Origin of the sequence: Mesorhizobium sp. LSJC269B00, from assembly GCF_000502815.1 — a bacterium.
Lineage (GTDB): Bacteria > Pseudomonadota > Alphaproteobacteria > Rhizobiales > Rhizobiaceae > Mesorhizobium.
In genome coordinates this window covers 429,158-442,339 of the sequence record NZ_AYVN01000005.1, presented here as the reverse complement: position 1 = coordinate 442,339, position 13,182 = coordinate 429,158, and the positions used below count along the sequence as shown (strand labels likewise).

Here is a 13,182-nt window from a genome sequence, read left to right as displayed (position 1 = left end):
CAGTATGGTTTTCATTTTTCAATTTTTTCAGAATAATTTTTCATTTCTAGAAAACGGCTCCTGTCAACTGATTTCGCTGGCTTTTCCGTTTTTCATGAATCCGGGCACCAGAATCTGTGAAAAAGTTTTTCATTGCGATTTCGGCGAAACCGGCGACAATGCCGCCATGGAAACCAGCGAAAAACGCCAGCGCGGCCGGCCGCGCGCTTTCAACGGTCCGTCCGAGGCCGGTTCTGTACAGTCGCTGGACCGGGCCTTGCGCATCCTGGCCATCGTCGCTGAAGGCAGCGGCCTGTCGCTGAGCGAGATTTCGGCGCGTAGCGAGCTCGCGGCGTCCACCGCCTACCGCATGCTGACGACGCTGCAGAACCACGGCATGGTCGAGTTCGATACATCGGACCAGCTGTGGTCGATCGGCGTCGAGACCTACCGCATGGGTGCCGCCTTCCTGCGCCGCCGCAAGCTTGTCGACCGGGCCCGCGTGGTCATGCAGGAATTGATGGAGAAGACCGGTGAAACCGCCAATCTCGGCGTCGCCGAGGACGATTGCGTCGTTTTCGTCAGCCAGGTCGAGACCCATCAGGCGATCCGCGCCTTCTTCCGCCCGGGCACGCGCAGCTCTTTCCATGCCTCGGGCATCGGCAAGGCGGTGCTGGCGCAGCTCGAGCCGGAACGCGTCGCCGCCATCCTGCGCAAGTCGGGCCTGCAGCACTTCACCGACAAGACGCTGTCCGACATTTCGGCGCTGGCCCATGACCTGGCTGTCATCAAGCACCGTGGCTGGTCGGTCGACGACGAGGAGCGGCATCCCGGCATGCGCTGCGTGGCCGCCGCCATTTTCAACGAGTTCGGCGAGCCGATCGGCGGTGTCTCGGTCTCCGGACCGACGGTGCGGGTGACGATGGAGCGGCTGGACGAGATCGGGCCGCTGGTGCGCGACGCCGCCGCTGAGGTGACGAGGATGATCGGCGGGTTCCGATTATAATGCGGAGAACGCTTCAGCTTTTGCTCGCCGCTTCACTGTGCGGATGCGTGGCGACGGCGCCCGAACCCGCCCCTGTCTCCCAGCAAGTCAGCGAGATTCCGATCTCGCTCGCTTTGGAGGAGACAATCACGATCGGCATTCGCCAGCATTTGCAGGATCCTGTATCCGCCAAATTCGGGACGATGCGCGCCGGCGAGCGGACGCTCAACGGCCGCCGGGAAATCGTGGTCTGCGGCCATGTCGCCGCGAAGTCATCGTCCGGTGGTCATACAACAGACCAACCGTTCGCCGCCAAGATCTATCCGGATGAAGGAAGCAGCTTCGAACTCATCGCCATGGGCGATCAATCGCTGAATGCGAGCGGTGGTGTTGTCGGCACCTGCCATGCAGCCGGATTACCGATCTCCAAACCGTAGCTGACACTGCCACGCGCTCAAATGTAGGAAAGAGGGGCTGCGTACAGCCCCTCCTTCTTGTGGGGAGCCTCCTCTTAGAGGCGGCAATAGTGGCGGTAGCCGTCATAGCCGACATAGGTGTCGGAGTACGGATCGTAGCTGGCGTAGCGATTGGCGCAGCGGCGGACGTGCCAGGAACCACCCTCGTCGTCGACATAGACGGTGCGGGGCTGCTGGTTGAGCAGGCTGCCGAGCACGAAGCCGCCGACGCCGGCGGCGATGCCGATGCCGATTTCGCGGTTGTGGTGATGGCTGTGGGCGGCCGAGGGCTGGACGGTGCCGACCAGCGAGGTGGCGGCGACGGTGCTGGCGATGAGGGCAGAAGCGATTTTGCGCGTGAACATGACGATCTCCTTGTTTCGTTGCGAGAGGCGATCCATCCGCCTCTTGATCATCTGTCGTTTCGGCGCGGAAAAAGGTTCGAAAGAATTTGGGATTTTCCTGAAGGCCGGAAATCAGCCGATGGAAACCAAGATCTGATCGATCGAGCGCTCAACGCAAAAAAGGGCGGCCGAAGCCGCCCTTCCGCGAGGCAGGTCGTCTCGCTCAAAGGAAGATGATCACCTTGCCGTGGTGATGATGATGCTTGTGGTGATGGTGCTTGTGTTGATGGTTCCACCACCAAGAGGGCTTGTCGTGGTGCTTGTGATGGTGGTGATGATGGCTGTGAGCGGAGGACGACTGCACGGTACCGGCGAGCGCGCCGGTGGCGACGAAGATGGCGACCAGGCCCGAAGTAAGACTGCGCTTCAACATGATGATCTCCTTGATCGAGGCGACCATTCGCCTCTGGAGATCAGTCGCGGTGACGTGGTGAAAGGTTCGAGGTTTTGAGCGAGTAGTGAGTAGTCAATGGTCCGAAAGGCGTTCGCCCATTCACCATTCACCATTCATCCCCATCCCAGTCACATGCCGCAGCCAAAACGCCATCGCGATAAAACCGACGATGGCGGCGATGCCGGTCCAGTCGACATTGGCGCTCTTCACGTCCCTGATGAGCTTTACCGCAAGCAGCCAGGCAATGACGACAAGCGGCAGGATGATGACAAGTCTGATCATGCGACACCCCGTTCGATGCGTTTGCACCTGAGAGATATGTAGGGATCGCATTGGCGGTTTTCAGCATGGCGGCCCGCCCACCTCGGCGGGGTCCATTAGCGATCGAAAACGGAGTTTTGTCTTTACTGGCGCACGAAATATGCTAACCGGAGCGCCGTGCCCTTGTAGCTCAGCTGGTAGAGCAGCGGTTTTGTAAACCGAAGGTCGGCGGTTCGATTCCGTCCGGGGGCACCACCCTTCGCTCTTCGAGCTTCGGGTGGCAGGCCACTCGAAGCTCGTTAGTCGAAGGAGGACTGCCGACGGTTCTATTCGGCGGAGCTGGCAGCACGACATCAGGCCAACTCGCAGCCGTCGGACCTTCTAGGAAAATGTGGCAGCCTGTATGGCTGCCGTATCGCCGAACGTGTTCCTCACCCTAACCGACCTGTAGACGTAGGCGGCCCAGATCCCTGTGACTATGAAGGATGCCAAAGGTGTAACCAGAGCTCCTCCGGCAAGCAAACGGTTTACCGGGACACCCAGAACAGTCGATATCCAAACTGTGTCCAGTACGAATAAGAGAGGGATCGCGAACCACAGACATATGAACAGCTGCGGAAAGCGGTGGCTTCGCCGCAGCATCGAAACAAGCACGACCAGCTGAAGCACCAGAAATGCCAGATTGAGGGCTGCCTCGCCATAGATGGCCAAGGCCCCGTTGGGCACTGTAACAAGCTGTTGGTAGGTTTTGACCAGACTGGCCATATCGACAAGTGTGCGCAACGGCGAAAGGGACAGGCTGATCGCCAGCAGGATCAGCCAGCCGCCGAACCCCACGAGGTCATCTGGGCTCTGTGACGATTTGCGCGACGACCGGACGGCGAAGAAAACCGGCACGCCAATCAGCAACAGAAGTATCGCCCAATGCCACATTTACCCACCCTCGAATACATCCCTGGGTTGTTTAGCTCGCACCTCTGGATTGTGCAAGCGTTTTTACAGAGATCAAGGCATCGTAGAGATTTTCGGGTTTAGGTTTGCAGAGGACGCTTTCGTCGCTCGCAATGGCCGCATCTCACCCCAAGTCAAAATGCCGCGGAAAGGCCTGGTGCAGCAGGAGCAGCATGGTCTTGCGCAGCACGTCGGTGTCGCGGCTGGACGGGTTGAGATGGTCCCAATACCAGGCGCCATGCACCAGATAGTTCAGGCTCTCCGACAGCGTGTCTATGTCGACGCCGGTGTAACCGCCGCTGCGTGAAATCTCGATCAGCAGCTCGCGCGCTTCGGCCGTGTAGGCGAGATCGCTCGGCAGGCCGATTTCATTGTAGATCTGCATGCTCTTGCGGTCGCTGGAAAACACGACGAAGACCGAGACCCATTTCGGATGCTGCCGGGCAAAGCGCTGCGCGCAATCGACCGCGCCCAACACCCGCTCGACCGGCGACAGGCCGGGCGCCCGCACCAGCGTCAGCCACAGCGCGTCATATTGGTCGCTGAGATATTGCAGGACGGCCCGGAACAGGTTCTCCTTGCTGCGAAAATGAAAGACCACCAGTGCGTTGGACGAGCCGACATGCTCGGCAATGCGCTGCATGGTGACGCTGGCCAGCCCCTCCTCCGCGATGAGCTCGATGGTGGCGTCGATGATGCGCTGGACGCTCGCTTCGCCGCGCTCGCGCCGGCGGTCCTTGGGCGCGGCGTCGTTCGCCGCACCCTTGGCCGCCTTGCTTTTTCCCGCATCCGGAGTGGCTATGCGTTGCGCCATTGTCGTCAGGCCTTTCCCCGGCGGCCGAAACATCCCGCCGCTGCCTTGGCATGCCGGCGCCCTGCGGACTCACAGCGCCGGGCGTGTCCCGGCATTCGTGTACCACTGACCACGAGCCGTCTCATAGGCCATACCCGCCCGGAACACGTCAGCGTCGCTATAGGTGCGGCCGACAATCTGGATGCCTGTCGGCACGCCGTTGGCGGCGCGGCCCGACGGGATCGACAGAACCGGGCAGCGGCTCAGCATGTTGAACGGCGTCGTCATCACCCAGCCCAGCGACGGGTTCACCTCTCGTCCATTGATCTCGACCTTGCCTTTGGTCTGATCGAATTCCGCCGGCACTGCGGGAAGCGCATTGGTCGGGCAGATCAGCACGTCGTATTTTTCCAGCAAAGGCCCCAGCGTCAGGTACATCCTGGCCGCCACATCGAGCGTCGCGACAAAATCCGTCGCCTTCGACTTCTGCCCGTCCTGCGCGAACTGCCTGGCATAGCTGGTCATGTCCTTGCCGTTCTTGGCGAGCAGCGGCGACAGCGAGGCGCCGAAGAGATGTTCGAGATAGGCCATGCCGGCCTTGAGCACCTCGTCGCCCCAGCCGAGGTCCACCTCCTCGACGGTGGCGCCGAGCGAGCGGAACACATCGCAGGCAGCGAGCGTGTTCTTGCGCACGTCCGCATCCACCTCGAAGGACCCGAGATCCATGGAGAATGCGATCTTCCAACCCTTGATCGGCTTGTAGTCGAGCGGCAGGCGCAGTTTCGGGCGCAGCGTGGCGATGTCGAGCGGGCTCGGCCCGGCCATGACGTTCTGCAGCAGGATCGCATCCCCGACGTTTCGGGCCAAGGGCCCGGTGTGGCAGAAAAAATCGAGATTGAACGGCGGCTCATCGGGATTGCGGCCGTAAGGCGGCTTGAAGCCGACCAGGCCGCAGGCCGAGGCAGGGATGCGGATTGAGCCCGCTATGTCCGAGCCGGTTGCGATCGACGACGTGCCGGAGGCCAGCGTTGCCGCCGAACCGCCCGACGAACCGCCCGGCGTGAAATCCGGGTTCCAGGGGTTGCGCGTGACGCCCCAGCGCTTCGACCAGGTATAACCGGCGCAGCTGAATTCGGGCGTCGCGGTGCGGGCGTGGACGATGCCGCCGGCCTTCATGACACGCTCGTTCATGGTCGAGGTATGGCCGCCAATGGCGTCCCCGGACAGCAGCGAGCCATGCGAGGTCGGCTTGCCCTTGATGTAGCTCTCATCCTTGATGCCGATCGGCAGGCCCTCGAGCGCGCCGGTCCTGGCGCCTCTGGCGTATTTCGCCTCGGCTTTTCTGGCGAGATCCATCGCCTCGTCGAAATGCGTGAAGGTGAGGCAGTTGATCGTCGCCTTGGTTGCCTCGGCGCGGCGGATGGTGGCCTGCATCAGTTCCAGAGGCGACAGTTTCTTCGCCTTGAACAGCCGCAACGCCTCGCTGGCCGGCATGTAGCAAAGGTCGAGATCGGACATAAAAAATCTCCCGCGGCGGCTTTACGGCATCTGGCATTGGGGATGGCCGAGCCGCGATGCGCGGCCCGATGTTGGTCAGCTTCGGCCGGCGGCGCTGCTATTTCTGCAGATCGGTCCAGATCCTGGTGTAGAGCGCCTGGACGTCGGCGGGACAGGCCGACATGAATTGGCCCTTGTCGGCAAATTCGGCCGGAACATCCACTTCGGGCGCGCCCTTCATATCGGCCGGCAGGAAGGGCTCGGAGCCCTTGATGCCATTGGCGTAGTGCGCGAAGGCCGAGATCATCGCTGCATTCCTGGGGTCCATGATGAAATTCTGGAAGAGCTTGGCGTTCTCGACGTTCTTGGCATCCTTGAGCACCGCGACATTGTCCATCCAGATTGGAAAGCCCTCCTTGGGATAGCCGTAGACGATCTTGTCGTTCTCCAGCCGCTCGCGCAGCGATATGCCGTTCCAGTTGACGCCGGCGGCAATGTCGCCCCTGCCGAGACCGTCGACGGCCGCATAGTCGAGCGACAGCCATTTCGCTTTCGCCTCGATGAGCTTGTCATGCACCTTTTTCAAAAGCACCTTGTCGTCGGTGCAGTACTTACCGCCCTCATAGGCAATGGCGAGGAACATGATGTCTCCCATTTCGGGCACGACATTGATCTTGCCCACGAGTTCCGGCGGCGGATCGAGGAAAATCGCCGAGGTGTTCGGATCGCCCGCATAGACCGATTTGTTGACCGAGATGCCGGTCGTGCCCCATTGCCACGGCACCGAATATTTGCGGCCGGGGTCGAACGGCACGTCGACCCATCTCGGATCGACGTTTCTAAAGTTCTCCATCGTGTTGGGATCGGTTTCCAAGAGCAGGCCTTCGCTGATCCAGATCGGCATCACGCTGGCCGATGGAACGACGATGTCATAGCCGGAAGCGCCCTGGCGGACCTTGGCCAGAGCCGTATCGTTGGAGTCGTAGTCGGTGACGGTAACCTTGACCTTGTAGGTTTCCTCGAACTTCTTGATCAGGTCCGGGCTGGTGTAGTTGCCCCAATTGTAGATTTGGAGTTCGCCCTCGGCGCGGGCAATGCCGGTCATCGCCAGCAGCGACAGGCCGAGCGCCGTGGCGGTCGATTTCAACTGCATGCTTGTGTCTCCCATTGTTGGGACCGGCGGGATTGCGCCTCGAGTCCCTAAGTTCCCTTCGTCCTGGTGATCATTCACCGGCGAATGCCGGCTGACCAACTCGGTATCTCGGGCAACGGTATTAATTACTAAACATACAGTCAATATCTTTTAGCGACACAACTGCATCATCGGCACCGGCAGTGCGCCGGCGAAGCCGACATGATATGGTCAAGGTTGGGCCATTGATGAATTGGGGCAAGCCGTGGCGTGAGCGCCGCAGCCTGCAGGGCTTGGATCACGGTCATGCGCCTTTTTCTGGCGGTCGTGCTGCTGATGACCATGGCGCTCTTCTCCGCTGCGCGCGGCGAAGAGCGGATAGCGCTGGTTGTCGCCAATCCGGCCTCTGAGGGCTCACCGGCAATCGCCAACGCCGACCTCAGTGCCGAACTCGTTGCAGCGACACTACGATCGCTTGGCTTCACCGTCCGGCAGGTGTCGGATGGCGACCGCGCCGATGTCGCGCGCGCCATGCATGATTTCGCCCAATCCCTGGCCAAACCGGACTCCGTCGGCATCTTCTACTATGTCGGCCACACCGCGCAGGCCAACGGCAGGAACTATTTACTGACGCGCGGCACCCGGATCGATTCAAAGGAAACGGTCGACCAGACGGCATTGCCCCTCGATCTGTTCATGCAGGCGCTCGAGGCAACCCCGACATTGAAGGTGGTTCTGCTCGACAATCCCGGCGATGGCCACAACCCTACTTCCGGCGTGATGCAGGGTCTGGCGGCGGTCGATCCCCTCACCCACGCCATCGTCGCTCTGTCGGCCAAACCCGGAACCGTTGCACTGGACGAAGCCCGCCCCGTCACCGTATTTGCCGATGCGCTCACCGCTGCGCTGGTCAAGCGCGGCGCGGACATAGCCATCATCCTCGCCTCGGTCAGGCAAACCACTATCGACAAAACGTCAGGCGCCCAGTGGCCATGGATGGCATATGGCCGCTCGGCAGACGCTGCCTTTGTGCTGACGCCGGACCAGGTGGCCGGCGCGGCACCGGCGCTGCCGCTTGTGCCGGAACCGGCACCGCCGGCGATGGCGAGCGGCGGCTACATCTCCGGGAGTGGCGGTTGGGAGCCTGATGGCAGCGACTACGCCGATGGCAGCGGTCAGGAGCCCTACCCCATGGACGTTGCACCGGGCTCCGGCAGTCCCGATGCCGCGATGGGCGACAGCGCCAAGGAGGCGGCGCTCTACGAGGAATACAAACGCCAGGAACAGCAGCGCCAATTGCAGGAAGAGCAGGCTCGGCAACGATACGAAGAGGAAAAGCAACGTCTTGAAGACGCAGCTGTGGCCGCTGCCCAGAACAATCTCGGCGGGACCTATCCGCAGGATGGCGGAGCCACCGGCGCCGAACCGCCCCCCGATAAGGCAGGGATCCCCCCTGAGGACGGCATGACATCGGCCCCGCCACCCGCGACCGGCGCCGAAAGTCCGCCGGAGGCGCAGGCGCCACCGAAACCAGCGCCGCCGCCCATCGACCAGGCGCAAAGCCCTCCTTCCGGCGGCGCCCTTCCACAACCCGAGACGGGCGCTGTCGAGGTGGTGCGCCATCCAACCATCGATGCGCCGGATGAGATTGTCGCCGGCGAGACGGTGACCGTTTCGATCGCCCTTACCGAAGAGCAATTCACGCCCGAAGTGAAGGTGAAGGCAGCGCCGGGCTCGTCGGTGACGGAAGATGGCGCCCTGGCCATGGCGATGCCGGCGGGAACCGAGCAATGGCCGATCGATATCGATCTGTTCGCCTCCGGCTTCGATCTCGCTGACGGCGGCAAATGGAGCCGACGGACGACGCTCTACCGCCAGGGCGACAGCGACTTCGTCCGCTTCGACGTCAAGGCGCGGCCGATCGCCAAGGACAGCAAGCCGGCCCAGTTCATCGCGCGCATCTACAGCGCCGGGAGGTTCCTGGGATCGGCATCGCGGTCGGTTATCATTCGCCGCACCGCGCCTGTCGAGGCAGCCGCTCTGAGCGCCACAGCCGAACGCTCCGCAGCACCTGCCATGCTGATGCTGGCCGCAGCGGCGCCGCAGCCGGCGGTAACTGGCAATGTGACGCTCGGCGGCGCAGCCGGCGATGACGTCCCCGATCTCGACGTGACCATCCTCTATGACGATCCGAGCGGGCTGGGTTCGGGGCAGATCATCATCCATTCGCCGCATCTGGCCGGTCCGGTGACCGATACGTTCTCGACGCCACCTGAGATGGCGGCATGGCTGGACTCCGAATACCGCCGCCTGCTGCAGCTCGGATTGAGCCTGCGCGGCGCCGTTTCGCTGCAGCAGCCTGCCGCAAGCAGCGATACGGGGGCGCAAAAGCGCTTTGTCACGCTCGCCGCCGAAGGTTTTGGCGATGCGCTCTACCGCGACTATGTGCCGAAACCGTTCAAGGACGTGTTCTGGTCGCTGCGCGGCAAAGGCGAACTCCATTCGATCCAGATCACCTCGAACAGCCCGACGCTGCCCTGGGAATTGATCCGCCCGCGCAGCGCCGACGGCGCCGTCGCCGACGGTTTTCTCGGCATGGGCTACCGGCTGGCGCGCTGGGCTCCGCGCAGCAGTGCCTCACAGGTCGACAACCCGCTCGACCGCATGACCTTCACCGGCGTCGCGGCCGTCGCGCCCTCCTATCTCGACAAGCGCTCGCTGCGCTTTCAGCAGGACGAGATCGCGGCGCTGAGCAAGCTTTACGGCTACCGCCGCTTCGATGGCGATTTCACCTCTTTCGAGAAACTGGTCGGTGAAGTCTCGACCGGTTTCATTCATTTCTCCGGTCATGGCGAGGTCAACCAGCCGAGCAGTGGCCGGCCGGTCTTTGCCATCGATCTCGTCGACCAGTCGCTCGACCCCGATACATGGGCCGCGCTGGTCGCGGCCGCGCATGGCAAGGGCAATCCGTTCTACTTTTTCAACGCCTGCGACACCGGCCGTTCGCAGATGCTCGGCGGCTTCGTGCAGGGCTGGGGTCCGGCGGTGCTGGCGGGCGGCGCTTCCGGCTTCATCGGCGGCATGTGGCCACTGACCGACCGCGCGGCAGCGGCCTTCTCGACCGATTTCTATGGCGGCATCAGCACGCGGATCAAGGACGGGCCGGTCTATCTGGCCGAGATCCTGCAGGATGTCCGCAGAGAATTCTACCGGACCGGCGATCCGACCTATCTCGCCTACACATTCTACGGCAACGCCAATCTGAGGATTGTCGGGCAGTAGGCGACGGATCGTCGTTGGCGGATTGGCTTCGCCTACAATGCGTTTTGCGGGCATGGCACGCCGGCGCCGCCGCAGCGTGAGGCCATCGGCCTGGAGCTCATGTCTTCGGACTGCCGCACAAGCTCCGCAAAGAGAAGGGCGAAACTTCCCATCACAAGGAAGACGATAATCAGGCGTGTCACCGGCAATAGACAGGTCTCGACTGGCTAGCCCCCCAGCCACCCATCCTCTGTCGGCTAACATGATCGATCAGGCTTTACGAGTGCTTAAGCTCGCACTTAACCATCACATTCGCCGTTCCGGCGACATGAAGCGCGAGCCGCCGATTTCGTTTCGCCGCGGCCGCAACTGGCCCGGACGATGCCTCCCTTTGCAGATGCGCTTGCCCATGCTACCCCACGCAACCGCCGCCGACCGCCATCGGCCGACCGCCATCGGAATGTCATGAGCAAAGCCAATCTCGCCTTCGTCTCCTCCGACACTGCCGATGCCAAGGCGGCGATGGAGAGCCTGTCGGCCCGCTATGGCCAGGCATCCTTCGACGACGCCCAGGTGGTGGTGGCACTGGGTGGCGACGGCTTCCTGCTGCAGACCTTGCGCGACACGATGAGCACGGGAAAGAAGGTCTACGGCATGAACCGTGGCACCATCGGCTTCCTGATGAACGAGTACCGCGTCGGGGGCCTCACCGAGCGCATCGCGGCCGCCGTCGCCGAAACGATCCGCCCGCTGGAAATGCTGGCGTTGACGCATGAGGGCGAGACGGTTTCGGCACTCGCCATCAACGAGGTGGCGCTGTGGCGTCAGTCCTACCAGACGGCAAAGATCCGCATCACCGTCGACGAGCAGGTCCGCATCGAGGAACTGAACTGCGACGGCGTGATGATCGCGACGCCGGCCGGCTCCACCGCGTACAATCTTTCGGCGCACGGGCCGATCCTGCCGCTGGATGCGCCGTTGCTCGCGCTGACCCCGGTCAGCCCGTTCCGGCCGCGCCGTTGGCGGGGTGCCTTGTTGTCAAACAAGGCGACCGTACGCTTCGATATTCTGGAGTCGGAAAAGCGCCCGGTGAACACCGCCGCCGACCACACCGAGGTCAAGGCGGTGGCTTCCGTAACGGTCCGCGAATCGCCGACTGCGACGGCAACGCTGCTGTTTGATCCCAACCATTCGTGGAACGAACGCATTCTCGCCGAGCAGTTTCGCTATTGAGCCGGCGCAAAGAGTGACTACCTAATTAAGCATCGCGATTAAGCTTACGTTTTCACAATCGTGCCAATCCCGCCCGTTTCTGTTGACAAATCGCGGGCTTGCGCCTAATCGCAATACCAATCTTGCAGGCACGCTGTGCTTGCCGCGACGGATGCCGTTGCGCTTCCCCGAACCAGCCAAAGACAGCAACTCTTGTCCTCAGACACCACGACCGCTCTAGAAGCGTTGACCTTTTCAGACCTCGGCCTGTCGCCCAAGGTCCTTTCCGCAGTCACCGATGCGGGCTACACCGTGCCGACGCCGATCCAGGCTGGCGCCATCCCGCATGCCTTGCTCGGCAAGGATATTCTGGGCATAGCACAGACCGGCACCGGCAAGACGGCTTCCTTCGTGCTGCCGATGCTGACCCGCCTCGAAAAAGGCAGGGCCCGTGCCCGCATGCCGCGCACGCTGATCCTCGAGCCGACGCGCGAGCTCGCCGCGCAGGTCGAAGAGAATTTCATCAGATACGGCAAGAACCACAAGCTCAACATCGCGCTGCTGATCGGCGGCGTCTCCTTCGACGAGCAGGACAAGAAGCTGGAGCGCGGCGCCGACGTGCTGATCGCCACGCCCGGCCGTCTGCTCGATCACCGCGAGCGCGGCAAGCTGTTGCTCAACGGCGTCGAGATCCTCGTCATCGACGAGGCCGACCGCATGCTGGACATGGGCTTCATCCCCGACATCGAGCGCATCTGCGAGATGATCCCGTTCACCAGGCAGACGCTGTTCTTCTCAGCGACCATGCCGCCGGAGATCACCAAGCTCACCGAGAAGTTCCTGCATGCGCCGGTGCGCGTCGAGGTTTCCAAGGCGGCATCCGCTGCCACCAACATCATCCAGCGCCTGGTCAAGTCCGGCTCCAAGCCGTGGGACAAGCGCGAGACGCTTCGCAATCTGATAAAGGCCGAAGACGCCGAGCTGAAGAACGCTATCATTTTCTGCAACCGCAAGGTCGAGGTCGCGGAGCTGTTCCGCTCGCTGCTGAAGTATGATTTCGACGCCGGCGCCCTGCATGGCGACATGGACCAGCGCGCCCGCATGCAGATGCTGGCCAATTTCCGCGATGGCAAATTGCGCTATCTCGTGGCGTCCGACGTCGCCGCGCGCGGCCTCGACATTCCCGACGTCAGCCACGTCTTCAACTACGACGTGCCGATCCACGCCGAAGACTATGTCCACCGCATCGGCCGCACCGGCCGCGCCGGACGCTCGGGCAAATCCTTCACCATCGCCACCAAGTCCGACACCAAATACATCGACGCCATCGAGCGGCTGATCGGCAACAAGATCGAGTGGCATGACGGCGACCTGTCGACCGTGGTCGCCAGCGAAGGCGGCGAGGACGAAGCGCCCCGCCGTGGCCGTGGCGCTCCGCGCCGCGCCGGCCGCAAGGACGAGGACCGCAAGGTCCATGATCGCAAGGACGGTGGCGAGCGCAAGCCGCGCGAACGCCATGCCAAGCGCAGCGACGACGCGCCGGCGGCAGATGCCGCACGCGAGGAACAGCCGGCGGTAGCCGAGGCCGCGGTCGCCGACATCGGCGAACGGCATCAGCGCAAGGAAGCGATCCGCTCCGAAAACAGCGACCGCAAGGTCTCCGATCGCAACAACGAGAACCGCGCCCCGGAACGCGGCGACACAAGGCCGCAGCGCGCCAGCGGCAACAGCCGCCCTGCCCGCGGCAACAACCGCGGTGAAGACAATGACGGCACCGTCGGCTTCGGCGACGACATGCCGGCCTTCATGAAGATCGTCGCCAAGGTCTGATCGTCGCAGTCCTAAAATAGCTGCCAAG

Annotated in this window: 12 protein-coding genes and 1 tRNA gene; 6 read left to right on the top strand and 7 right to left on the bottom strand. The window is 62.7% G+C overall.

Annotated features, from left to right (window positions below; genetic code table 11):
* Positions 1-166 precede the first annotated feature (166 nt).
* Together bhcR and X771_RS149675 are read left to right on the top strand one after the other, a co-directional pair.
* Positions 167-985, top strand: a complete 819-nt coding sequence (gene bhcR, locus X771_RS149670; RefSeq protein WP_023688405.1) for an HTH-type transcriptional regulator BhcR — start codon at positions 167-169, stop codon at positions 983-985.
* 47 nt (positions 986-1,032) lie between these two features.
* On the top strand, positions 1,033-1,401 hold the full coding sequence (locus X771_RS149675) for a hypothetical protein (RefSeq protein ID WP_245261846.1): 369 nt from the start codon (positions 1,033-1,035) through the stop codon (positions 1,399-1,401).
* 74 nt (positions 1,402-1,475) lie between these two features.
* On the opposite strand, the gene X771_RS149680 is transcribed toward X771_RS149675, so the two are convergent.
* The 3 genes from X771_RS149680 to X771_RS149690 form a co-directional block, all read right to left on the bottom strand.
* The gene (locus X771_RS149680) at positions 1,476-1,784 is read right to left on the bottom strand and encodes a BA14K family protein (RefSeq protein ID WP_023667455.1); all 309 of its coding nucleotides are present in this window, start codon (positions 1,782-1,784) and stop codon (positions 1,476-1,478) included.
* A 202-nt stretch (positions 1,785-1,986) separates the two neighbouring features.
* Positions 1,987-2,196: a hypothetical protein gene (locus X771_RS149685; protein WP_023688402.1), complete on the bottom strand. Its 210-nt coding sequence runs from the start codon at positions 2,194-2,196 to the stop codon at positions 1,987-1,989.
* Positions 2,197-2,316: 120 nt separating this feature from the next.
* Entirely contained in the window at positions 2,317-2,499 is a 183-nt protein-coding gene (locus tag X771_RS149690; RefSeq protein WP_023667458.1) for a hypothetical protein, read from the bottom strand.
* A gap of 158 nt (positions 2,500-2,657) precedes the next feature.
* Between X771_RS149690 and X771_RS149695 the strand changes: the two genes are divergently transcribed.
* A tRNA-Thr gene (locus X771_RS149695) sits at positions 2,658-2,733 on the top strand.
* 126 nt (positions 2,734-2,859) lie between these two features.
* Here the strand turns inward: X771_RS149695 and X771_RS149700 are convergent.
* The 4 genes from X771_RS149700 to X771_RS149715 form a co-directional block, all read right to left on the bottom strand.
* Positions 2,860-3,387 carry a DUF2569 family protein gene (locus tag X771_RS149700; protein WP_245260196.1) on the bottom strand — a complete coding sequence of 176 codons (528 nt, stop codon included), beginning with the start codon at positions 3,385-3,387 and terminating at the stop codon, positions 2,860-2,862.
* A 166-nt stretch (positions 3,388-3,553) separates the two neighbouring features.
* The gene (locus X771_RS149705; protein WP_023688400.1) at positions 3,554-4,243 is read right to left on the bottom strand and encodes a TetR/AcrR family transcriptional regulator; all 690 of its coding nucleotides are present in this window, start codon (positions 4,241-4,243) and stop codon (positions 3,554-3,556) included.
* A gap of 69 nt (positions 4,244-4,312) precedes the next feature.
* A complete protein-coding gene (locus tag X771_RS149710; protein WP_023688399.1) occupies positions 4,313-5,740 on the bottom strand; it encodes an amidase in 1,428 nt (475 codons plus the stop codon).
* 97 nt (positions 5,741-5,837) lie between these two features.
* Complete coding sequence (locus X771_RS149715; RefSeq protein WP_023688398.1) at positions 5,838-6,872, bottom strand: extracellular solute-binding protein; 1,035 nt, start codon at positions 6,870-6,872, stop codon at positions 5,838-5,840.
* A gap of 285 nt (positions 6,873-7,157) precedes the next feature.
* On the opposite strand from X771_RS149715, the gene X771_RS149720 reads away from it, so the two are divergent.
* From X771_RS149720 to X771_RS149730, 3 genes are all read left to right on the top strand, one after another.
* Positions 7,158-10,133 carry a caspase family protein gene (locus X771_RS149720; RefSeq protein WP_023688397.1) on the top strand — a complete coding sequence of 992 codons (2,976 nt, stop codon included), beginning with the start codon at positions 7,158-7,160 and terminating at the stop codon, positions 10,131-10,133.
* Between the two features lie 444 nt (positions 10,134-10,577).
* Complete coding sequence (locus X771_RS149725; protein WP_023681482.1) at positions 10,578-11,345, top strand: NAD kinase; 768 nt, start codon at positions 10,578-10,580, stop codon at positions 11,343-11,345.
* A 192-nt stretch (positions 11,346-11,537) separates the two neighbouring features.
* Positions 11,538-13,154, top strand: coding sequence for a DEAD/DEAH box helicase (locus tag X771_RS149730; RefSeq protein WP_031201721.1), 1,617 nt, complete (start codon positions 11,538-11,540; stop codon positions 13,152-13,154).
* Positions 13,155-13,182: the final 28 nt, after the last annotated feature.

Coding starts and splice junctions, on each gene's coding strand:
- bhcR (WP_023688405.1), top strand. CDS start 167: ATGGAAACCAGCGAAAAACGCCAGCGCGGCCGGCCGCGCGCTTTCAAC.
- X771_RS149680 (WP_023667455.1), bottom strand. CDS start 1,784: ATGTTCACGCGCAAAATCGCTTCTGCCCTCATCGCCAGCACCGTCGCC.
- X771_RS149685 (WP_023688402.1), bottom strand. CDS start 2,196: ATGTTGAAGCGCAGTCTTACTTCGGGCCTGGTCGCCATCTTCGTCGCC.
- X771_RS149690 (WP_023667458.1), bottom strand. CDS start 2,499: ATGATCAGACTTGTCATCATCCTGCCGCTTGTCGTCATTGCCTGGCTG.
- X771_RS149705 (WP_023688400.1), bottom strand. CDS start 4,243: ATGGCGCAACGCATAGCCACTCCGGATGCGGGAAAAAGCAAGGCGGCC.
- X771_RS149710 (WP_023688399.1), bottom strand. CDS start 5,740: ATGTCCGATCTCGACCTTTGCTACATGCCGGCCAGCGAGGCGTTGCGG.
- X771_RS149715 (WP_023688398.1), bottom strand. CDS start 6,872: ATGCAGTTGAAATCGACCGCCACGGCGCTCGGCCTGTCGCTGCTGGCG.
- X771_RS149720 (WP_023688397.1), top strand. CDS start 7,158: ATGCGCCTTTTTCTGGCGGTCGTGCTGCTGATGACCATGGCGCTCTTC.
- X771_RS149725 (WP_023681482.1), top strand. CDS start 10,578: ATGAGCAAAGCCAATCTCGCCTTCGTCTCCTCCGACACTGCCGATGCC.